This is a genomic window from Streptomyces sp. NBC_01217, assembly GCF_035994185.1.
In the GTDB taxonomy this organism is placed as follows: domain Bacteria; phylum Actinomycetota; class Actinomycetes; order Streptomycetales; family Streptomycetaceae; genus Streptomyces.
The window spans coordinates 845,425-866,778 of sequence record NZ_CP108538.1 but is presented as its reverse complement, the minus strand read 5'-3'; the positions used below and the strand labels follow the sequence as shown (position 1 = coordinate 866,778).

Here is a 21,354-nt window from a genome sequence, read left to right as displayed (position 1 = left end):
TTCAAAGCTGGGGCGGTCAAGAAGCGTATCTAGGCAAATCAATGACGAGGTGGTCGTCTATGCCCAGCAGTGCGCCGAGCCAAGGTCGTCCGACCGAGGTGAATCTCTTCAGCCAAGATTTCCTGGTCGATCCGTATCCCACATATGCCCAGCTCCGCGAGGCCGATCCGGTGCACTGGGACGATCGGCTGAACGGCTGGGTACTGACCCGGCACAGCGACGTCTACGCAGCTCACCTCGACCCCGACACATTCTCCTCGCACCGGCTGGGCGCCATGGTGTCCGACCGGGTCGGGCCCGAATCCTCCGCCGAGATGCAGAAGTTCATGCAGTTCGCCCCCGAGTGGATGCTCTTCCGGGATTCCCCGGACCACACCCGGGTACGCAAACTGATGAACCGTGAATTCCGGGCACGCGACATACGTAAACGCGGACCCGGTATCCGGCAGATCGTCGCCGGTCTGGTCGATGATCTCCTGGAGAAGCAGGAATTCGACCTGGTCGCCGATTTCAGCTACAAGCTGCCCGGCCTCGTGCTCGCCGCGCAGTACGGGCTGCCGGAATCCGACGCGGCGCTGCTCACCGACTGGTGGTACGAGATCCGGAACATGCAGCGGGTCTTCCTCGGTGCCGACCCGGCCGAGGTCGCCCCCACCGGCAGTTCCGTGGCGAATGCCTTCGGCGAGATGGTGCCGTACCTCGGTGAGCTCATCAAGGACCGGAAGCGCACGCCCAGGGACGATCTGGTGAGCCGGGTGATCACCTACGCCAAGGAGTCCGCGCAGGAGGGCGAGGAACAGCTCAGCGAACGGGAGATGTTCGCGCACCTCCTGCTGCTGCCGCTGGCCTCGTTCGGCACCACGATGGACCTGATCGGCAACGGCCTGCTCGGGCTCTTCGAACACCGCGACCAGTGGGAGCTGCTCAAGTCCGACCCCGCGCTCGTCTTCAGCGCGGTCGAGGAAGTGCTGCGCTACGACGCCTCCGTACAGCTCACCCACCGTGTGGCGACACGGGACGTGGAGGTGGCCGGCACCACGGTCCGCGAGGGCGAACTGATCTACATGGTCAGGGGAGCGGCCAACCGCGACCCCGAGAGGTGGACCGACCCCGACCGCATCGACATCACCCGGGGCGACTCCGGGCACGTCGGATTCGGCGTCGGAATCCACCGGTGTCTCGGTGCGGGGCTCGCCCAGCAGGTGACCGCCGCCGCCTACGCCGAACTGTCCGCCCGCATACCGGATCTGCAGGCCGACACCGCACGCCCGCACCGCTGGAAGGCCGACACCCCGCAGTTCCGCGGACTCGCGGAGTTCCCGGCGAACACGGGGAAGTCATAGCCATGACCAGGGACGCGCCCACGCGTACCCGCGACGCCTTCTGGATCGGCGGCGGCTGGGTGCGCCCGGAGAGCGACGCCGCGATCGACGTCATCGACCCCAGCACCGAGAGGCCGCTGGGGTCGGTCCCGGCCGGCACGGCCGCCGACGCGAGGCGTGCCGTCACCGCCGCCCGCCAGGCCTTGCCCCGGTGGTCCGCCACACCCCTGCCCGAGCGTCTGCGCTTCCTCGAAGCACTGGTCGCCGGTCTGACCGAACGCGCCGACGACCTCGCCGGGGTGCTCACCGCCGAGGTCGGCGCACCCGTCGTCATGGCCCGCCGCACCCAGGTCGGCCTCGCCATCGCCATGGCTGCCTCGTATCTGGACATCACGCGGGACTTCGCCTTCGAGCGCAGGGTGGGCAACTCGCTGGTCGTACGCGAACCCGCGGGAGTGGCCGCGACCATCACCCCGTGGAACGTGCCGCTGCTGCTCACCCTCCAGAAGATCGTCCCCGCCCTCATGGCCGGCTGCACGGTCGTGCACAAGCCGAGCGAGATCACTCCGCTGCACGCGTATGTGCTGACCGAGGTGATCGCCGAATGCGACCTGCCGCCCGGGGTGTTCAACCTGGTCGTCGGCGAGGGCCCGGTCGTCGGCGCGGAGCTGGCACGCAGCCCGGACGTCGACCTCGTGTCGCTGACCGGGTCGACGCGGGCGGGCCGTGAGGTGGCCAGGGCCGGCGCCGATCAGGTGAAGCGGATCCATCTGGAACTCGGCGGCAAGAACGCGAGCATCCTCCTGGACGATGCCGCGCTGGAATCGGCGGTCCGGGCGAGCGTCGACCAGATGTGCTTCAACACCGGCCAGGCCTGCCTCCAGTGGAGCAGACTGCTGGTGCCCGCCCACCGCCACGACGAGGTGGTGGAGCTCGCCGCGCAGTGCGCGCAGGGATACCGGGTCGGCGATCCGCGCGACCCGGCCACCGACCTCGGTCCGCTGGTCTCCGCCGCCGCCCTGGAACGGGTACGCGGAGCCGTCGTGCGCGCGGCCGGGGAAGGGGCGACGCTCGCTACGGGCGGCCCCGAGTGCCCCGAGGGGTTGGAGCACGGCTACTACGTACGCCCGACCGTCTTCGGCGGCGTCGACGCCTCGATGGCCGTCGCCCAGGAGGAGATCTTCGGTCCCGTGCTGTCGGTCATGCCGTACGACGGTGAGGACGAGGCCGTACGGATCGCCAACGGCACCCCGTACGGGCTGCACGGCGCGGTCTGGTCGGCGGACCCCGGGCACGCGCAGCGGGTCGCCCGCCGGCTGCGGACCGGACAGGTGGACATCAACGGCGGCGGGTTCAACATCCTTGCGCCGTTCGGCGGTTACCGGCAGTCGGGAGTGGGCCGGGAGTGCGGAGCGGAGGGGCTGGACGGCTTCTGCGAGATCAAATCGCTGCAGCTGCCCCTGGAGCCAGTGGATTCGACGGAGCCCGCGGAGCCGACAGGCCCCCGGCTGCGTGACGCGACATGAACGCCCGTGCATCGATCGGAGGAAGCAGCGTGGATCACCGCATCAGGAAGGTCGTCATCCTCGGAGGCGGCACCGCCGGCTGGATGACCGCGGCCTATCTGGGAAAGGCCCTGCAGCGCACAGTGAAGATCACCGTGCTGGAGGCACCGACGATCCCGCGGATCGGCGTCGGTGAGGCCACCGTGCCCAATCTCCACCGCGCGTTCTTCAGTTATCTCGGCATCGCCGAGGACGACTGGATGCGGGAGTGCAACGCCAGCTTCAAGACGGCCGTGAAATTCATCAACTGGCGCAGCCCCGGCGAGAGCGCGGCGCGGCCCAAGCCGCTCGGCGACCGCACCGACCAGTTCTTCCATCCGTTCGGCCTGCTCCCCTCGGCCGACCAGATACCCCTGTCCCACTACTGGGCCGCCAAGTACCTCTCCGGCGACACCGACGAACCCTTCGACTACGCCTGCTTCAAGGAGCCGGCGATGATGGACGCCAACCGCGCTCCCCGCTGGGACGACGGCCGGCCGGCGACCAACTACGCCTGGCACTTCGACGCCCGGCTCGTCGCCGACTTCCTCAGCCGCTTCGCTGTCGACAAGCAGGGCGCCGAGCACGTCGAGGACGAGATGACGCAGGTGCTCCGCGACGAACGCGGATACATCACGGCGCTGCGCACCGCGGGCGGGCGGCTGCTCGAAGGCGACCTCTTCATCGACTGCTCGGGCTTCCGCGGCCTGCTGATCAACCAGACGATGGAAGAGCCGTTCATCGACATGAAGGACCACCTGCTGTGCGACAGCGCGGTGGCCACCGCGGTTTCGCACGACGACGCCGCCAACGGCGTCGAGCCGTACACCTCGGCGATCGCGATGTCCGCGGGCTGGACCTGGCGGATCCCCATGCTGGGCCGGTTCGGCACGGGCTATGTGTACTCCAGCGAATTCGCCGGCCGCGACGAGGCCACCGAGGAGTTCAGCCGCCTGTGGGGGCTCGACCCGGAGAAGACGAAGTTCAACCAGATCCGGTTCAGGGTCGGGCGCAACCGGCGCTCGTGGGTGAAGAACTGTGTGAGCATCGGGCTCGCCTCGTGCTTCCTGGAACCGTTGGAGTCGACCGGCATCTACTTCACCTACGCGGCGATCCACCAGCTCGCCAAGCACTTCCCCGACCGCCGCTTCGACCCGGTCCTCTCCGACGCGTTCAACCGCGAGATCGAGGAGATGTTCGACGACACCCGGGACTTCATCCAGGCCCACTTCTACTTCTCGCCCCGCACGGACACGCCCTTTTGGCAGGCCAACAAGAAGCTCCGGCTGGCCGAGGGCATCCAGCAGAAGGTCGCCGCCTACCGGTCCGGCCTTCCGGTCAATCCGCCGATCACCGACGAGGGCAACTACTACGGCAACTTCGAGGCCGAGTTCCGCAACTTCTGGACGAACGGCAGCTACTACTGCATCTTCGCCGGGATGGGACTCGTGCCCGACCGCCCGCTGCCGGCCCTCTCGTACAAGCCGGAGTCGATCGAGGCCGCGGGTCCGCTGTTCGAGGCGGTGAAGCGGCAGCAGAAGGAGCTGGCCGAGAAGCTGCCGTCCAACTACGACTACCTCCGACGGCTCCACGGCACGGCATGACCGGGGTGAACACGTCCGAGGCCGCCGGGCTGCGGCCGGGCCCCGCGAGGGAGGTGTCGCGGGACGAGTACCGGGACCTGATGTGCTCGTTCCCGACCGGGGTCACCGTCGTGACGACTCTCGACGCGGCCGGCGAGCCGTTCGGGATGACCTGTACGTCGATGACCAGCGTGACGCTGCGACCGCCCACCCTGCTCGTCTGCCTGCGCGTGGGCAGCGCGACTCTCGAAGCGGTACGGAACAGGGGGCGTTCGCGGTGAACCTGCTGCACCACCGGGCGCGGGGCACCGCGGAACTCTTCTCCTCCCCGGTCCCCGACCGCTTCGGGCGGGTGCTGTGGAGCCGCTCCGCGGCCGGGCTCCCCTGGCTGACCGAGGACGCCTTCGCGGTGGCGGACTGCAGGGTCGCCGAGGACCGGGAGATGGGGGACCACGCGATGGTGCTCGGCCACGTCCGGCAGGTGACGCGGACCGTGGACACACCCCTGCTGTACGGGCTCAGGCAGTTCTCCGCCTGGAGCCCCACGGGGCACAACCCGGCTCATGCCGCCTGCCAGGCCGAGGAGAACCGATGAGCAGCACAGTCCGCACACCGCACAAGGGCCGGGAAAGGACCGGCACCCGGCCCCTCTTCGAAGCCGTCGAACGCTGGGCCGTGCAGATGCCCGGGGCAACTGCCGTCTCGGCACCGGACGGCACCTTCAGCTTCGCCGAGCTGATCGCATGGACCAGGACCCTGGCCGGTGCGCTGTCGGCGCAGGACGTGGGGCCGGGCACCCCCGTCGGTCTGAGCCTCGGCAGGTCCCGGTTCTCGGTCCCCGGTCTGCTCGCGGTGTGGCTGCTGGGCGCGACCGCGGTGCCGCTCGATGACCGGCACCCCGCGGAGCGGCTCAGCTTCGTACTCCGCGACTCGGGGGCGCGCGTACTCCTCGGGGACCGCCTGCCCGCCGGGGCCGCCCCGAACCGGGCACGCCGGATCACTCCCGGCGCCCTCGCCCCGGAGGCGGTGCCCGGGGACCCGGTCCTGCCGGACGCCCCTCATCCCGAGGAATGCGCCTACATCATCTACACATCGGGTACGACGGGCTGGCCCAAGGGCGTCGAGGTGACCTACCGCTCGCTCGGCGTCTTCCTGTCCGCCCTCGCGGAGCTGCGGCTGTCTCCCGGCGGGATGGGCATCAACGCCGTGTCACCCGCCTTCGACGGCTGGCTCTGGTGCACCCTGCTCTATCTGCTGCACGGCCAGGGCGTCGAGATCATCGACCTGGAGGCGGAGGACGAAACCTCCCCCGACCTGGCGGCACGCGTCGCAGCGGCGGCTCCCCGTACCGTCTGCCTCACGCCCTCGCTGCTGTCGGCCTGCGCCGACGACATCACCACGGCCGAGGTGCTGGTCGTGGCCGGTGAGCCGTTCCCACGGGGTCTCGCCGAGCGGCTCGGTGACCGGCGCCGGCTGCTCAATGTGTACGGGCCCACCGAGGCCACCATCGCGGCCACCTGGGCGGACAGCGAGCGGGGCGACGACGTGCTGACCATCGGCGCGGCCCTGCCCGGGTACGCGGTGTACATCCTCGACGAGGACCAGCGCCCCGTCCCGGACGGCACGGCGGGCGAGCTGTGCGTGGGCGGCCCCGCCGTCGCCCGCGGCTACCGCAGCCGGCCGGGGCTGACGGCCGAGCGCTTCGTGCCCGACCCGTACGCCCCGCCGGGCGCCCGGATGTACCGCACCGGGGACCTCGCACGGCTGAGGCCCGACGGCCGGATCGACTATCTCGGCCGGAGGGACGAACAGGTGAAGGTCCGCGGCTTCCGGATCGAGCTGCGCGAGGTCGAGGAGGTGGCCGAGGCCTGCGCCGGTGTCGCGGCGGCCGCGGCCTTCGTGACCGTCGACCAGGACGTGCTCGGTCTCGCCGTCGTGGCCGCGGCCGGGACCGAGAACGAGGCATGCGTCGCCGAAGTGCGCGAGCGCTGCGCCCGCCAGCTGCCGGACGTCATGGTCCCGGCGGTGGTGGACGTGGTCGACGCACTGCCCACATCACCGGCCGGGAAGGTGGACCGGGCCGCACTGGCCGAGGCGGCCGGCTCCGCCGCGGCGTCCCCCGGGCGCCCGCCCGGCACCGCGAGGGAGCGGCAGGTCTGCGAAGTCTGGAGCACGCTGCTGCCCAGACCCGTGACCGATGTGGACGCCGACTTCTTCGAACTGGGCGGTCACTCGCTGCTGGCCGCCCGAGCGGTCGCCGCGCTGCGCAAGGCCACCGGACTCCGGCTCACCGTACGGCACATGCTCGCCAATCCCACGGTGGCGGACCTGGCACGGGAGGTGGACCGGCTGGCCGAGGAAGCCGGGCGGCCAGAGGCGGGGGCCGACTGATGGGGGGCGCATGGCTGGCCCCCTGGCGGTCCCCGGAACCGGGACAGCCGGTGCTGGTCTGCCTGGCCCCGGCCGGGGCCGGGTGCGGGCAGTACCGGCCCTGGCAGTCCGTGCTCGGCCCGGAGGTCTCGGTGATCGGCGTACAACTGCCCGGCAGGGAGCGCCGGTGGGCGGAACCACCGGCAGCCACGGTCGACGAGGTCGTCACCGCGGTGGTGGACGAACTGCTCGGCCTCGTACCGGCCACCTGCCCTCTCATGGTGTTCGGCCACAGTTTCGGCGGCCTCCTCGGTTACGAGATCACCCGCAGGCTGGGCGAGGTCCACGGACGCTGGCCCGCCACACTGGTCGTGGCCGCCTGCAGGCCGCCCCAGCTGTGGATCGGGGCGGGTCGTGGCCTGGTGGACGACGACGAGGAACTGGTGGCGCTGCTCGACGTACGGGGGCTCGGGGATGAGGAACTCGACGAGGACAGCCGCGAGTTGATGCTGGAGGTGCTGCGCGAGGACGCCCGGCTCTCGATGACGTACACCGATGCCACGGCCGCGCGGATCCACACCTCGGTCGAGGCGTGGGGCGGGGAGGGGGACGAGACCGTCACCGCCGCCCATCTGACCGGCTGGCGGCGCGTCACAGCGGGGGACTTCCGCCGGCGCCGCTTCCCCGGCGGTCACTACTTCACGGCGGAACGGGCCGAACTCGTCCTACCCGCACTGCGGGAACTGTCCACGCACGGTGTGGCCGGGGTACGGCGGCTGCAGCAGATGAGCGGAGGCTGAAGTGAAGGTCGATCTGCTGGACCCCTCGCTCTTCGAGCGGGGCGAATTCTGGCCGGTCCTGGCGTGGCTCCGGGCGAACGATCCCGTCCACCGCCATGCCGAACCCGACGGGCCCGGATTCTGGGTCGTCAGCCGGTACGAGGACATCGTCGGCGTGTACGGCGACCAGGAGAGCTTCAGCTCCCGGTACGGCATGCGGCTCGACAGCGACGCCGAGGCGGTCTCGGCGGTCGCGCAGCGGATGCTGATCGTCTCGGACCCGCCCGACCACACCCACCTCAAGCGGGTCCTGGGCAAGATGTTCGCCCAGGCGGAGCTGGCACAGATCGAGCATCTGGTGCGGCGTGTGGTGCGGGATGTGCTCACCGAAGCGGTCGAGGCCGGTGAACTCGACTTCCTCGACGCGGCCAAGAAGATCCCGAACCATGTGGTGTGTTCGCTGATGGACATTCCGCGCGGTGACTGGGAGTGGGTCGGGGAAATCACCACGGAGGCGTTCGAGGGCGGTGACGAGGAGACCCGTCAGGGGGCCCACGGCGAGATCTTCCTGTACTTCACCGAACTGCTCGCCGACCGCAGGAAGAACCCGGGTTCCGACTTCGTCAGCCGGGTCGCACTCGACCGCAGGGCGACGGATGTGCCCGGACAGGAGCGGCCGCTCAGTGACGAGGAGATCGTGTTCAACTGCAACGGGGTGCTGGCGGGAGCGAACGAGACCACCCGCTACTCGGCAGCGGGCGGCGTGCTCGCGCTGATCGAGAACCCCGGTCAGTGGGCGGCGCTGCGCGCGGACGGGCCGGCCGCGGTCCCCTCGGCCGTCGAGGAGGTACTGCGGTGGACCGTGCCCGGGGTGCACGCGATGCGCACGGCCCTGCGGCCCACGACCATCGGCGGTGTCCGTATCGCCGTCGGTGACCGGGTGACCCTGTGGAATGTGTCGGCCAACCGCGATGAGACGGTGTTCGCGCACGCCGACCGGTTCGATGTGGGCCGCTCACCCAACAGGCACATCAGCTTCGGGGCCGGCCGTCATCTCTGTTTGGGCGCGCGCCTGGCCCGGATGGAACTGAACATGTTCCTCACCGAGCTGATCGGCCTCGTCGACAGGATGGAGCTGCTCGGTGAACCGAAGTACAACGCGTCCAACTTCACCTGGGGAATCTGCTCCCTGCCGCTGAGACTGGTGCCGTGAGAGACGTCCGGGGCAGCCGCTGGTCGGTGCGGCTGCCCCGGAATTGTCCGCTGCGTCTGCTGCTACTGCATCTTCCGCATCTTCTGCATGACGGAGAGGTCTCCGGTGCCGTCGACCTGCGCGGCCTCGTCGAGGGTGAGTGCGATCCACTCCAGCAGATCGCACTGCCGCCGATTGGCGGCGCCCTGCCACAGCTGCTGCCTCTCCGGTGCCACGGTCATCTGAATTCCGACCGGGGCGACTGCGTTCCGGGCGTCGGGCAGTGCCCGTGAATCCCGTATCGCGCCCCGCAACTGATTGCGGGACCACCGTAGTTCCTCCGCCTTGCCGAGCCAGCTGTCCTGCTCGTTCTCCGGCAGTGCGACGACTTCGGCATGGTGCTGAAAACTGAGTCCCGCACGCCGCCGGTTGGGGCAGATATTGCGGGCGACCCATGCGTAATTCCGCAAGGTCTGGTAATCCAGGGACGTTTCCCGCACGGCTCGCCTGTAGCGGTCGGGAAAGGTCACCTGGCCGTAGACGAGCCAGTCACCCAGCCACCAGGCCGATGAATCATTGATGAGAAAGATCTGCTGCCCCAGGCGTTTCCACTCATCGAGCGGCATGCGCGCGGGCAGAACCAGCGAAGTGCGTCTGGTCGTGGCCGTATGGGAGATGTTGAGCCGTTGCGGTTCTTGCCGCACTCGCAGAGCCCCCGTTCGTGTGTTGTCACATGGTCACCGAGTTCGCATTCAAGTATCGGCAAGACCTCTGGACGCGCTCTAGACGTTCTCTACATGGCCGGTGTGCGCCGGTACGCAGACGACGTCCAGGGGGGAGAGTTCACCACGCAGGATCTGCTCGTAGCAGCGGTGGAGCCGGGGGCCGGGTTCGACGCCGAGATCCTCCCTCAGGGTGCGGCGGACCCGCAGGAACACATCGAGCGCCTCGGCCTGGCGCGCGCAGCCGTAGAGCGCCGCCATCAGGAGTTCACTCAGGTGTTCACGCAAGGGGTTCTCGCCCACCAGGATGCGGAGTTCCGCGACCGCGTCCTCGTTGCGGCCCAGCATCAGCAGAGTCTCTATGCGGAGTTCGGCGGCGGCGATCCGGTGCTCCTCCAGGCTGGCGCGCCAGATCTGGGTGGCGGGCCCCGGAGCCCCGCCGACCGCATTGCCCCGCCACAGCCGCTGCGCCTCGGCGAGTGCGCGCAGCGCCCGATCGAGCCTGCCTTCGGCCCGTAACTGCTGTGCGTGGTCCACGCGCTCGGCGAAGAGCCTGGCGTCGAGCACGCCGTCTGCCAGGCACAGCCGATAGGTGGACGGGCCCCCCGAGGCGAGGAGGCCGGCGTCGCTGCGGGGCCGGCGCCCCGGTTCCAGGGTCTGGCGGAGCGCCGCCACGTATTTGTGCACGCTGCTGTCGGCGGTACGTGGTGCGTCACTTCCCCAGATGGCCTCGACCAGTTCACCGCGCTCGACGGCCAGGCCGGCTTTCATGACGAGAACGGTGAACAGCGCCTTTTGCTTCGGCGGTCCTAAAGGGAGTTCACGCCAATTACGCCATGCCATCACCGGTCCGAGAACTCCCACATGGAGCTTTGCGGCGTCGGATTCCAATTTCGGCGGGATCACTGCATGACCCCCGGACATCGAGGCAGACCCATTTCTGTATTAGAAGATCTCGTGAGGTGGGCGGTCCGTCCCATCTGTCCCCCTGATCGCTTATGGCTACGACTAGGGGGATCGTGCCAGATCGGGCCGGAGTCAGGCAATGCGCTCGTTACAAACGCTTCTTTTTCGATGTTGGCCGGATTTCGACTGCCCGTGATGCACATGATGATCGTTTGCGTAGTGTGCTGCTGTTCCGTGATCGGGCCGCTCGCGTACGGTCCGCGCTCTGCCCGGCCGCCTGAGCGGCGCGCTTCGTCCTCCGGACGAGGCACGCTCGATGTGCGCCGGAAGCGCTTCGAATTCGGCTGAAGTCGCATGACTGTCATGCGAGGAGTTCATCCGGTTCGAACGTTTGCGACTCCGGATCCTCCTTTTCAGAGATTAGTGCACACGGCAAGCAAATTGCCCCGCGATCGCGTCATGCGACCGCGTGGTCCCTCGCGTGTGGGGAATTGTCAGACCCGCTCGCTAAGTTGAGGGCATGACTCATGCTGAGCAGAAGACCGGGCGGATCAGGCCGCGGCAGTTCCATGAAGCCGCCGGTGTCGAGGACTGGCGCGTACTGGGCGAAGGGGCGTGTACGTACTTCCGTACCGGTTCCTTCGCGGCAGGCGTCCGGCTCGTGCACGAGATCGGCGAGCGGATCGGCGGCGAGAACCACCACCCCGACATCGACCTGCGGTACGAGGGCGTGACCGTCCGTCTGATCACGCTCACGGACGACTACTACGGCCTGACCGAGCGCGATGTGGAACTGGCCCGGCAGATCTCGGCGGTGGCGCGGGAGCTGGGTGTCCCGGCCGACCCCCGCGCAGTGCAGACCGTCCAGGTCACCGTCGACGCACTCGTGGGCCCCGAAGTGCTGCCGTTCTGGCGCGCCCTGCTCGGCTACGGGGAGCGCGCCGGCAGTTCCGAGGACCTGATCGACCCGCACCGCCGCGGGGCGCCGCTCTATTTCCAGCAGATGGATGAGCCACGCCCGCAGCGCAACCGGATCCACCTCGACGTCTGGGTGCCGCACGACCGGGCCGAGGAGCGGATAGCGGCCGCGATCGCCGCCGGTGGCCACCTGGTGACCGACAAGTACGCGCCGTCCCACTGGGTGGTGGCCGACGCCGAGGGCAACGAGGCGTGCGTCGGCACCTGCGGATGAGTCACGGCCGACGAAGCGGCAGGTGCCGCCGGTCTCTCGGCTGCACCATGACCCCGGACGCCTCGTCGAAGCGCTTCAGCACCAGCCGTGCCACATCCGGGTGCGCGCCGAGCGGTGCGGAGACGAGGCAGCCGCCCGCTCCCTGCGCGCGGCGGGCGAAATGGCCCGGGGCCATCAGATAGCGGGCCACGGCCACCCTCCGGTGGCCCGCGGCGCGCAGGGCCCCCACCGCATCGGCCGGCGTCGGCGCGCTCGCGCAGAGATAGGCGGGGACGACCGGCTGCCCGAGCCGCCGCCGCAGCAGGCCCGCCATCAGCTCGGTGTCCGCACCGGCCGCCGGATCGGTGGACCCGGCGGCCGTGAGCACGACGGCATCCGCCCCGGACCGGGCCGGGGACCAGCCCGCCTCGGCGAGCTTGTCGCCGAGCGCCGCGGCGAGCAGCGGGTCGGGCCCGAGCGCCGCGGTCATCCGTACATCCAGATGCGGCGCGGTGGCCCGTACGGCGGGGAGGTCGACCCTGATGTGGTAACCCGTGTTCAGCAGCAGCGGGACCAGCACCACCGGGCCGTACGAATCGGCCAGCACCTGGGCCGGGGTGGGCGTGGCGAGGTCGAGGAAGGCCAGACGGGCCATCAGACCGGGGCGCTGGGCGCGGATCTCGTCGAGCAGCGCGTGATAGGTGGCGATGCCCGCCGGGTCACGGGTGCCGTGTGCGACGGCCAGCAGGGTGGGGGCCGCAGGCGTGTCCGTCATGCCGCGGCCACCAGGCTGTAGCCGCGCTTGGGCACCGTACGCACCAGCCGGGCGTGCCCGCCCAGCGCCGCGCGCAATCGGGCGACGGCCGCCTCCACCGCGTGTTCGTCGGCCCGGCTGGTGACCCAGACCCGGCGCAGCAGCTCGGCCCGGCTGAGCACCCGCCCCGGCCGCTCGGCCAGTGCGCGCAACACCGCCGCGAGCAGCGGAGGCAGCTGCACGGCCGGGCCGCCGTCGATCAGTACGGCGTTTCCCTGGAGCACCAACGTACTGGCGCCGGAGCGGAACTCACGCCTGCCGCGGGCGGGCAGGGCGGCCTCGATGGTCCGCACCATCGCCCCGAGCCGCCCCCGCTCGGGGCAGAGCACGGCGATTCCCGCCTCCTCCAGCGGCCGGGCGCAGATCGGACCGACACAGACCGACAGAACATCCTCCCGGAGACCGGCCAACACCTCCTCACGGAGCCCGAGTTCGTCGGCGGTGGCGAGGAAGGCGGTGATCGCGGGCGCGCTGGTGAAGGTGAGCGCGTGCAGTTCGCGGCGCACGGTCTGCTCGACCAGCCGGCGCAGCGGCGACGGATCGTCGGGCGGGCCCCAGCGGTAGACCGGCACCGGGATCACCTCGGCCCCGCGCTCCCTGAGCGCGGCGGTGAACGTGTCCAGCGGCACCCCGTGCTCCTGCACGGCGATCCGCCTGCCGGGCAGATCACGTGCGAGCAGCCAGGTCAGCAACTCGTCGGTGGCCTCGGTGACGGGGGAGAAGGTCTCGCTCAGCCCTCCCGCCCGCACCGCACCGGTCGCCTTCGGGCCCCGGGTGAGCACCACGGCGTCCCGGCACACCTCGGCCAGCCGCCCGCCGTATCCCCAGCCGTCCGCCGCGCTCAGCCAGCCGCGCCAGCCGACCCCGGTGGTCGCCACCACGTAGTCGAGCGGCCCGGTCAGACAGCGCGCGGTGGCCCGGCGCAGCGCGGCGTCGTCCTCCAGCGGGAGGATCCGAAGGGCGGGCGCCTCGACCACCCTGGCGCCGCGCCGGCGCAGCAGCGCGACGAGCTCCTCGCGGCGGCGTGCGGCGGTGACGCCGACGGTGAAGCCGACCAGAGGGCCCGAGGGCTGTGTGCTGTCCATGCCGTGCAGGCTCGGCCAGTGCTGTTTCGCCCTCGTTGCGCGGCCGTCTCGCCACGGTAAGCGCAGGCCGCCGGGGTGTTACGCAAGATTTCCGCCATGTCACCCTGGGCCAGGTGCAAGGTGAAGTACCCGTACCGCGGGCGCAATGAGAGCGACCCGGCCGCGTAACGGGGCGGCCCGACGCTCAAGGGCATGACGACGACCGACACCCACTGCCCGTACTGCTCGCTGCAGTGCGGCATGCGCCTGCGAGCGCCGCACAGCGGCGGCGAGGCACACGTGCTGGCTCGCCCCGACTTCCCGGTCAACCGCGGCGCACTCTGCGGGAAGGGCCAGTCGGCCGCCGCCGTGCTCGGCGCAGGGGTCCGGCTGACCGCCCCACTGGTCCGCGACGAGCGGGGCGGCGAACTGCGCGAGGCCTCCTGGACCGAGGCGCTCGACCGGGTGGCCGCCGGGCTGGCCGTGGCCGGGCAGCGGCACGGGCGGGAGTCCGTCGGGGTCTTCGGCGGGGGTGGCCTGACCAATGAGAAGGCGTACCTGCTCGGCAAGTTCGCCCGGGTGGTGCTGCGCACCCCGAACATCGACTACAACGGCCGGTTCTGCATGTCCTCGGCCGCCGCCGCGCACAGGATCGCCTTCGGCCTGGACCGCGGGCTGCCCTTCCCGCTGACGGACATCGCGAAGGCCGGCTGCGTGATCCTGGTCGGCGGCAACCCGGCCGAGACCATGCCGCCCGCGCTGCGCTACTTCCGCGAACTCCGGGCGAACGGCGGCACCCTGATCGTGGTGGACCCGCGCCGCACGCGCACCGCAGAGCAGGCCGACCTGCACCTGCAGCCGGTCCCGGGCACCGATCTGGCTCTCGCGCTCGGCCTGCTGCACCTGGCGATCGCCGACAACAAGGTGGACGAGGCGTTCGTCGCCGAGCGCACCACCGGCTTCGAGGCGGCCCGCACCGCCGCGATGGCGCACTGGCCGGAGCGCGTGGAGGCGCTGACCGGCGTTCCGGTGCACCAACTGCGCGAGACCCTGCGGCTCTTCGCGGACGCGGCCACCGGCATCGTGCTCACCGCGCGCGGCCCCGAGCAGCAGAGCAAGGGCACCGACACCGTCGGAGCCTGGATCAATCTCTGCCTGGCGCTGGGCAAGGCCGGCCGGCCCGGCTCCGGCTACGGCTGCCTCACCGGTCAGGGCAACGGCCAGGGCGGACGCGAGCACGGCCAGAAGGCCGACCAGCTGCCCGGCTACCGTTCGATCGAGGATCCGGCCGCCCGCGCGCACATCGCCCAGGTCTGGGGGGTCGAGGCCGACGACCTGCCGGGCCCGGGCCGCTCGGCCTACGAACTGCTCGACACCCTGGGAACCGACGGCGGAGCGCGGGCGCTGCTGCTGATGGGCTCCAACCCGGTGGTCTCCGCGCCGCACGCCGGTCATATCACCGAGCGGTTGCGGGCCCTGGACTTCCTGGCGGTCAGCGACCTGGTGCTCTCCGAGACCGCGCGACTCGCCGATGTGGTGCTGCCCGCCGCGCAGTGGGCGGAGGAGACCGGCACACTGACCAACCTGGAAGGCAGGGTGATCCTGCGCCAGGCGGCGCTCGATGCGCCACAGGGCGTACGTACGGATCTGCACGTGCTGCGCGAACTGGCCGCGCGGCTGGGCGTGGACAAGGGCTTCCCCGAGCACGCCGAGGAGGCGTTCGAGGAGCTCCGCCGTGCCTCGGCCGGCGGCCCGGCCGACTACTCCGGCATCAGCTACCGGCGGATCCGGGCCGAGGACGGGGTCTTCTGGCCCTGCCCCGGCGAGGAACACCCCGGCACTCCCCGGCTGTTCCTGGAGCGCTTCGCGACCCCGGACGGCCGGGCCCGCTTCACCCCGGTCACCCACCGCCCGGCCGCCGAGATGCCGGACCGCGAGTACCCGCTGATTCTGACGACCGGGCGGGTGCTCGCCCAGTACCAGAGCGGCGCCCAGACCCGCCGGGTGCCCGAGCTGAACAGGGCCGCGCCCGGGCCGTTCGTGGAGCTGCACCCGCAACTGGCCGCGCGGCTCGGGGCGGCCGACGGCGAGGCGCTCGCGGTCACCAGCCGGCGCGGCCGCGCTGTGGCCCCCGCCCGGGTCACCGACACGATCCGGCCCGACACCGTCTTCATGCCCTTCCACTGGTCCGGCGCCGGACGGGCCAACACGCTCACCAACCCCGCCCTCGACCCGATCTCCAAGATGCCCGAGTTCAAGGTCTGCGCCGTGCGGGTGGAGCGGGTCCGATGAGCCGCCGGATCGCGGTGGTCGGCGCCGGAATGGCGGGTGCCCGGTTCGCGCAGCAGTACCGGGCGCTGGGCGGGGACGGGGAGGTGGTGCTGTACGGCGCCGAGCCGCGAAGCCCCTACAACCGGGTACTGCTGGCCGACGTACTGACCGGACGCTACGACCCCGAGGTCATCGCACTGCCCTGCGGCGCCGGAACCGTCGTGCGCAGCGGCTGCGAAGTGCTCGGCCTGGACCTGGCGGCGCGCGAACTGCGCCTGACCGGCGGCGAATCGGCCCCGTACGACGAACTGGTCCTGGCCACCGGCGCCAACCCCGTACTCCCGCCGCTGCGCGGGCTGCACGCGCCGGACGGACTGAAGGCCGGAGTGCACGCGCTGCGCACTCTGGCCGACTGCGCCCGGCTCGCCGAGGACGCCGCCGGAGCCGAGCGCGCCGTGGTGATCGGAGGCGGGGTGCTCGGGGTGAGCGCCGCCCGGGCGCTGGCCGCGCTCGGCCTGCCGGTGGAAATCGTCCACCAGGCCCCACATCTGATCGAGCGTCATCTCGACGAGCAGGCCGGGCACGCGCTGCGCGTCTCCCTCGCCGCGCTGGGCGTGGAGACCTACCTGGAGAACCGGGCCCGTGCCCTGCACGGGGGAGCGCGCGTGACCGGAGTCGAACTGGCCGGCGGATACCTGCTGGAGGCGGATCTGGTGGTGCTCGCCTGCGGGGTCCGCGCGCGCACCGGGCTGGCCGGCGCGGCGGGGCTCGCGGTGCGCGCGGGAGTGGTGGTGGACGACCGGCTCGCGGCCTCCGCCCCCGGGGTGTACGCGATCGGCGACTGCGCCGAGCACCGGGGGATCGTCCACGGACTGGCCGGCCCCGCCTGGGACCAGGCCGACCTGCTGGCGCGCCGGCTCGCGGGCACCGACCCGGACGCCGGGTACACCGGCTCCCGCCCACTGGCCCGGCTCAGCGCGGGGCCCGTGGAATACGCGGCCTTCGGCGAGGTGGGCGAGAACCTCCCCGGCACCGACGTACTGCGTCTGGCCGACCCGACCCGCGGCTCGTACAAGAAGCTCGTGCTGCGCGGCGACCGGCTCGTCGGCGGCATCCTCCTGGGCGACCTGGCCGCGGTCGGCGCCCTGACCCGGGCCTATGAGCGCGACGATCCGCTGCCGCCGGACCCCCTCGACCTCCTTACCACCACCCCATGACCGCCCGCACCGCCACCCGAGGAGCCCGCCCGTGATCGAGAAGTCCCTGGTCCTGGTCGGCCACGGCATGGTCGGACAGCGCTTCCTGGAAGCCCTGTCCGAACAGCCGGCCGCCGGACAACCACACCGCTGGCGCGTCACCGTGCTCGCCGAGGAGCCCCGCCCCGCCTACGACCGGGTCCACCTGAGCAGCTGGTTCTCCGGCACGACGGCTGAGGAACTGACGCTGTGTCCGCCCGAGTTCATCGAGCGGCACGGCATCGACCTGCGCCTCGGTGACCCGGCCACCGCGATCGACCGGCGGGCCCGCATCGTCACCACCCGCAGCGGTGCCGAACTGCGCTACGACGCCCTGGTGCTGGCCACCGGCTCCTACCCGTTCGTGCCACTGGTGCCCGGCCACGACGCCGAGGGCTGCCATGTCTACCGGACCATCGAGGATCTGGAGGCGATCACCGCGAGCGCCGAACACGCCACGGTGGGCGCGGTGGTCGGCGGCGGCCTGCTCGGGCTGGAAGCGGCCGGGGCGCTGCGGGCCATGGGACTCGATACCCATGTGGTGGAGTTCGCGCCCCGGCTGATGGCCCTCCAGGTCGACGACGGCGGCGGCGCGGTGCTCCGGCGCAAGATCGAGGACCTCGGCGTCCATGTCCACACCGGCGCGGGCACCCAGCGCATCGAAGCGGACGAGCACGGCCGGGCCCGGACCATGGAGCTCTCCGACGGCACCGCCCTCGCCGTCGACCTCGTGGTCTTCTCGGCGGGCGTGCGACCGCGCGACCAGCTCGCCCGCGACTGCGGCCTGCCGGTCGGCGAGCGCGGCGGCATCGCGGTGGACGAGCACTGCCGCACCGCGGACCCGCACATCTGGGCGATCGGCGAGTGCGCCCTGGCCGCCGACGGCCGCGTCTACGGACTGGTCGCCCCCGGCTATGCGATGGCCGACACAGCGGCCCGCGAACTCACCGGAAACAGCGGCGAATTCACCGGAGCGGACACCTCCACCAAGCTCAAGCTGCTGGGCGTGGACGTGGCCAGTTTCGGCGACGCGCTGGGCACCACCGAGGGCGCCCTGAACGTCCTCTACGCCAACAGCAGGGCCGGAATCTACAAGAAGCTGGTCGTCAGCCCGGACGGCCGACTGCTCGGCGGAGTGCTGGTCGGCGACGCCGAGTCCTACGCCATGCTCCGCCCGCTCGCTGTCGGCAAGGCACAACTGCCCGGCCCGGCGGAGCAGCTGTTGCTGCCCGCCGAGGACGGTCGGCAGGGCCCGCTGGTGCTGCCGGACGACGCGGTGGTCTGCTCCTGCCACAACGTCAGCAAGGGCGCGATCCGGGCGGCCGTGTCCGAACAGGGCATGCGCACCGTTCCCGAGGTCAAGAGGTGCACCAAAGCCGGTACCGGCTGCGGGAGTTGCGTCAAGATGCTGGGCTCCATCGTGACCGATGAGCTGGCGGCGGGCGGCATCGAAGTGGCCCGCGGCCTCTGCGAGCACTTCGCCCACACCCGCGCCGAGCTCTACGAGATCGTCCGGGTCAAGGGCATCACCGGCTTCTCCCGGCTGATCGACGAACACGGGAACGGCGAGGGCTGCGACATCTGCAAACCGGCCGTGGCCTCGATCCTGGCCGCCCTCGGTAACGGCCATGTGCTGGACGGAGAACAGGCGGCCCTTCAGGACACCAACGACCACTTCCTGGCCAACCTGCAGCGCAACGGCTCCTACTCGGTGGTGCCCCGGATCCCTGGCGGCGAGATCACCGCCGACGGCCTGATCACGATCGGCGAGATCGCCCGCGACTACGGCCTCTACACCAAGATCACCGGCGGTCAGCGGATCGACCTGTTCGGCGCCACCGTCGACCAGTTGCCGGACATCTGGCGCCGCCTGGTGGACGCAGGCTTCGAGTCCGGCCACGCCTACGGCAAGGCGCTGCGCACGGTCAAGTCCTGCGTGGGGCAGACCTGGTGCCGCTACGGCGTACAGGACTCCGTGGCCCTGGCGATCGAACTGGAGCTGCGCTACCGGGGCCTGCGCGCACCGCACAAGCTCAAGTCCGCGGTCTCCGGCTGCGCCCGGGAATGCGCGGAGGCGCAGAGCAAGGACTTCGGTGTGATCGCCACGGCGGAGGGCTGGAACCTCTACGTCGGTGGCAACGGCGGAACGACACCACGTCACGCCGATCTCCTGGCCGCGGACCTGGACCACGACACCCTGATCCGCACCATCGACCGGTTCCTGATGTTCTACATCCGCACCGCCGACCGTCTGGAGCGTACGGCCCCCTGGCTGGACCGTCTGGAGGGAGGCCTCGACCATCTGCGCGCGGTCGTCATGGACGACTCGCTGGGCATCTGCGCGGAGCTGGACGAACTGATGGACCGTCATGTCGAGACGTACGAGGACGAATGGGCGGCCACCCTCGCCGACCCCGAGCGGGTACGCCGCTTCGTCTCCTTCGCCAACGCCCCGGGAACCCCCGACCCCACCGTGCGCTTCGTCCACGAACGCGACCGGATCCGCCCCGCCCGTCCCGAAGAGGACGGCTTCCCCCTCGCGCCGGCCCAGATCGCCGGCCCTGCCCCGGAGGTACGCACACGATGAGCGAGCCGAACCCGCCCGAGAACGCCGGGCACACGGTGGAGATCGACGACGGCCGGACATGGACCCCGGTCTGCCGGTACGAGGACCTGGTCCCGGGGCGCGGCGTGGCGGTGCTCGTCGGCCCGCAGGACGAGCAGGTCGCGGTATTCCGCGAGCGCGGAGGCACGGTCCACGCGCTGGACAACCACGATCCGTTCAGCGGCGCCCATGTCATCTCGCGCGGTCTGCTCGGCAGCCGGGGCGGCGTACCGGTGGTGATCTCGCCGATGCTCAAGCAGGCCTTCGACCTGCGCACCGGGCGCTGCCTCGACGAGGACCACGCGCCCGACGGTTCCACCGCCGACCTCAGGGTCTGGCCGGTGCGGGTGGTCGCGGCGACGCTCGCGGAGGTGCGGCGATGAGCAGCGTCACCGAGGCCGTCGAGGACATCGGCGCCCATCCCCGGCGGATCGAGGAGTGGGACCCCGAGGACACCGACTTCTGGGCCCGGGCGGGCGCCCGGATCGCCCGGCGCAATCTGGTCCACTCGGTGCTCAGCGAACACATCGGCTTCTCCATCTGGAGCCTGTGGTCGGTGCTGGTGCTCTTCCTCGGCCCCGAGTACCACATCGACCCGGCCGGGAAGTTCATGCTCACCGCCGTGCCCACCGCACTCGGTTCCGTGCTGCGGATCCCGTACACCCTCGCGGTGGCGCGCTTCGGCGGGCGCAACTGGACCGTCTTCAGCGCGCTGCTGCTGCTGGTCCCGACAGTGCTGGCCGGGATCGTGCTGCAGCCCGGCGTCTCCTACGGCACGCTGCTCGTGGTGGCCTCCGTGGCCGGGGTGGGCGGCGGCAACTTCGCCTCCTCGATGGCCAACATCAACGCCTTCTACCCGCAGCGCCTCAAGGGCTGGGCCCTGGGGGTGAACGCGGGCGGCGGCAACCTCGGTGTACCGGTGGTGCAGCTGCTCGGCCTGCTGGTGCTCGCCACCGCGGGCGCCGGTCACCCACGCCTGCTGGTGCTGGTCTATCTGCCGCTCATCGTGCTGGCGGCGCTCGGCGCGGCACTGCGGATGGACAACCTCGCCACCGTACGCAACGACCGCGGCGCCATGCGCGAGGTGCTCGGCGATGCGCACAGCTGGGTGATGTCGCTGCTCTACATCGGTACCTTCGGCTCGTTCATCGGCTTCGGCTTCGCCTTCGGGCAGGTACTCCAGGTGCAGTTCCACGAACAGTTCGACACTCCGGTGAAGGCGGCCTCCCTCACCTTCCTCGGACCGTTGCTCGGCTCGCTGTCCCGTCCGCTGGGCGGCCTGCTCGCGGACCGCTTCGGCGGCGCCCGGGTGACCTTCTGGACCTTCGCGGCGATGGCACTGGGCGCGGGCGTCGTCCTGGAGGCGTCCCGGCAGCACTCACTGGCGCTCTTCCTGGGCGGGTTCGTCGCGCTCTTCGTACTCAGCGGGGCCGGCAACGGCTCGACGTACAAAATGATCCCCGCGATCTTCCGGGCCAGGGCAGGGACCGAGACCGCGGACGGCACGCCGCACGCCGAGGCAGAGCGACGCTCGCGGCGACGGTCATCGGCCCTGATCGGAGTGGCGGGCGCCGTCGGCGCCTTCGGCGGAGTCCTGGTCAACCTCGCCTTCCGGCAGTCCTTCCTCGCCACGCACAACGGGCAGGCCGCATACCTGGCGTTCCTCGCCTACTACGGCCTCTGCCTGGTCGTGACCTGGGCCGTCTACCTGCGGCGTTCACCGCGCCGCCTGCCGGGGGTGTGACGGCGCCGCCCCGCGGATCGGGGCCACCCGTC

16 protein-coding genes and 1 pseudogene are annotated in these 21,354 nt (G+C 71.0%); 13 read left to right on the top strand and 4 right to left on the bottom strand.

The genetic code is table 11. The features are described 5' to 3' along the window. Positions 1-98 precede the first annotated feature (98 nt). The 7 genes and pseudogenes from OG507_RS03540 (at position 99) to OG507_RS03505 (ending at position 8,811) form a co-directional block, all read left to right on the top strand. Positions 99-1,343 carry a cytochrome P450 gene (locus OG507_RS03540; RefSeq protein ID WP_327365647.1) on the top strand — a complete coding sequence of 415 codons (1,245 nt, stop codon included), beginning with the start codon at positions 99-101 and terminating at the stop codon, positions 1,341-1,343. Positions 1,344-1,345: 2 nt separating this feature from the next. Further along, on the top strand, positions 1,346-2,848 hold the full coding sequence (locus OG507_RS03535) for an aldehyde dehydrogenase family protein (RefSeq protein WP_327365646.1): 1,503 nt from the start codon (positions 1,346-1,348) through the stop codon (positions 2,846-2,848). Next, a complete protein-coding gene (locus OG507_RS03530) occupies positions 2,845-4,470 on the top strand; it encodes a tryptophan halogenase family protein (protein ID WP_327365645.1) in 1,626 nt (541 codons plus the stop codon). Before OG507_RS03535 ends, OG507_RS03530 begins: the two co-directional genes overlap by 4 nt. Next, positions 4,467-5,044: pseudogene (locus OG507_RS40315) on the top strand (flavin reductase family protein). The gene OG507_RS03530 and the pseudogene OG507_RS40315 overlap by 4 nt, the downstream one beginning before the upstream one ends. After that, entirely contained in the window at positions 5,041-6,840 is a 1,800-nt protein-coding gene (locus OG507_RS03515; protein WP_327365642.1) for a non-ribosomal peptide synthetase, read from the top strand. The pseudogene OG507_RS40315 and the gene OG507_RS03515 overlap by 4 nt, the downstream one beginning before the upstream one ends. Beyond that, positions 6,840-7,619, top strand: a complete 780-nt coding sequence (locus OG507_RS03510; RefSeq protein WP_327365641.1) for a thioesterase II family protein — start codon at positions 6,840-6,842, stop codon at positions 7,617-7,619. Before OG507_RS03515 ends, OG507_RS03510 begins: the two co-directional genes overlap by 1 nt. A gap of 1 nt (position 7,620) precedes the next feature. Then, entirely contained in the window at positions 7,621-8,811 is a 1,191-nt protein-coding gene (locus OG507_RS03505) for a cytochrome P450 (protein WP_327365640.1), read from the top strand. A 62-nt stretch (positions 8,812-8,873) separates the two neighbouring features. On the opposite strand, the gene OG507_RS03500 is transcribed toward OG507_RS03505, so the two are convergent. Both OG507_RS03500 and OG507_RS03495 read right to left on the bottom strand, forming a co-directional pair. After that, a complete protein-coding gene (locus OG507_RS03500) occupies positions 8,874-9,494 on the bottom strand; it encodes an LmbU family transcriptional regulator (RefSeq protein ID WP_327365639.1) in 621 nt (206 codons plus the stop codon). Positions 9,495-9,572: 78 nt separating this feature from the next. After that, a complete protein-coding gene (locus tag OG507_RS03495) occupies positions 9,573-10,355 on the bottom strand; it encodes an AfsR/SARP family transcriptional regulator (protein WP_327371849.1) in 783 nt (260 codons plus the stop codon). Between the two features lie 583 nt (positions 10,356-10,938). Here OG507_RS03495 and OG507_RS03490 point away from each other — a divergent pair. After that, the gene (locus tag OG507_RS03490; protein WP_327365638.1) at positions 10,939-11,610 is read left to right on the top strand and encodes a VOC family protein; all 672 of its coding nucleotides are present in this window, start codon (positions 10,939-10,941) and stop codon (positions 11,608-11,610) included. Between the two features lies 1 nt (position 11,611). On the opposite strand, the gene OG507_RS03485 is transcribed toward OG507_RS03490, so the two are convergent. Beyond that, complete coding sequence (locus OG507_RS03485) at positions 11,612-12,364, bottom strand: sirohydrochlorin chelatase (RefSeq protein WP_327365637.1); 753 nt, start codon at positions 12,362-12,364, stop codon at positions 11,612-11,614. After that, on the bottom strand, positions 12,361-13,488 hold the full coding sequence (locus OG507_RS03480; RefSeq protein ID WP_327365636.1) for a uroporphyrinogen-III synthase: 1,128 nt from the start codon (positions 13,486-13,488) through the stop codon (positions 12,361-12,363). Before OG507_RS03480 ends, OG507_RS03485 begins: the two co-directional genes overlap by 4 nt. 192 nt (positions 13,489-13,680) lie before the next feature. Here OG507_RS03480 and OG507_RS03475 point away from each other — a divergent pair, with 192 nt between their 5' ends. The 5 genes from OG507_RS03475 to OG507_RS03455 are packed head-to-tail and all read left to right on the top strand — an operon-like array spanning position 13,681 to position 21,322. Beyond that, the gene (locus OG507_RS03475; protein WP_327365635.1) at positions 13,681-15,759 is read left to right on the top strand and encodes a molybdopterin oxidoreductase family protein; all 2,079 of its coding nucleotides are present in this window, start codon (positions 13,681-13,683) and stop codon (positions 15,757-15,759) included. Further along, positions 15,756-16,955: an NAD(P)/FAD-dependent oxidoreductase gene (locus tag OG507_RS03470; RefSeq protein WP_327365634.1), complete on the top strand. Its 1,200-nt coding sequence runs from the start codon at positions 15,756-15,758 to the stop codon at positions 16,953-16,955. Before OG507_RS03475 ends, OG507_RS03470 begins: the two co-directional genes overlap by 4 nt. Next, positions 16,897-19,560, top strand: coding sequence for a nitrite reductase large subunit NirB (gene nirB, locus OG507_RS03465; protein ID WP_442810936.1), 2,664 nt, complete (start codon positions 16,897-16,899; stop codon positions 19,558-19,560). Before OG507_RS03470 ends, nirB begins: the two co-directional genes overlap by 59 nt. Further along, positions 19,557-19,961, top strand: a complete 405-nt coding sequence (nirD, locus tag OG507_RS03460; protein WP_327365632.1) for a nitrite reductase small subunit NirD — start codon at positions 19,557-19,559, stop codon at positions 19,959-19,961. Before nirB ends, nirD begins: the two co-directional genes overlap by 4 nt. Continuing rightward, a complete protein-coding gene (locus OG507_RS03455) occupies positions 19,958-21,322 on the top strand; it encodes a nitrate/nitrite transporter (RefSeq protein WP_327365631.1) in 1,365 nt (454 codons plus the stop codon). The genes nirD and OG507_RS03455 overlap by 4 nt, the downstream gene beginning before the upstream one ends. The last annotated feature ends 32 nt before the right edge of the window (positions 21,323-21,354 follow it).

Coding starts and splice junctions, on each gene's coding strand:
- OG507_RS03535 (WP_327365646.1), top strand. CDS start 1,346: ATGACCAGGGACGCGCCCACGCGTACCCGCGACGCCTTCTGGATCGGC.
- OG507_RS03530 (WP_327365645.1), top strand. CDS start 2,845: ATGAACGCCCGTGCATCGATCGGAGGAAGCAGCGTGGATCACCGCATC.
- OG507_RS03515 (WP_327365642.1), top strand. CDS start 5,041: ATGAGCAGCACAGTCCGCACACCGCACAAGGGCCGGGAAAGGACCGGC.
- OG507_RS03510 (WP_327365641.1), top strand. CDS start 6,840: ATGGGGGGCGCATGGCTGGCCCCCTGGCGGTCCCCGGAACCGGGACAG.
- OG507_RS03495 (WP_327371849.1), bottom strand. CDS start 10,355: ATGGCATGGCGTAATTGGCGTGAACTCCCTTTAGGACCGCCGAAGCAA.
- OG507_RS03490 (WP_327365638.1), top strand. CDS start 10,939: ATGACTCATGCTGAGCAGAAGACCGGGCGGATCAGGCCGCGGCAGTTC.
- OG507_RS03485 (WP_327365637.1), bottom strand. CDS start 12,364: ATGACGGACACGCCTGCGGCCCCCACCCTGCTGGCCGTCGCACACGGC.
- OG507_RS03480 (WP_327365636.1), bottom strand. CDS start 13,488: ATGGACAGCACACAGCCCTCGGGCCCTCTGGTCGGCTTCACCGTCGGC.
- OG507_RS03475 (WP_327365635.1), top strand. CDS start 13,681: ATGACGACGACCGACACCCACTGCCCGTACTGCTCGCTGCAGTGCGGC.
- OG507_RS03470 (WP_327365634.1), top strand. CDS start 15,756: ATGAGCCGCCGGATCGCGGTGGTCGGCGCCGGAATGGCGGGTGCCCGG.
- nirB (WP_442810936.1), top strand. CDS start 16,897: ATGAGCGCGACGATCCGCTGCCGCCGGACCCCCTCGACCTCCTTACCA.
- nirD (WP_327365632.1), top strand. CDS start 19,557: ATGAGCGAGCCGAACCCGCCCGAGAACGCCGGGCACACGGTGGAGATC.
- OG507_RS03455 (WP_327365631.1), top strand. CDS start 19,958: ATGAGCAGCGTCACCGAGGCCGTCGAGGACATCGGCGCCCATCCCCGG.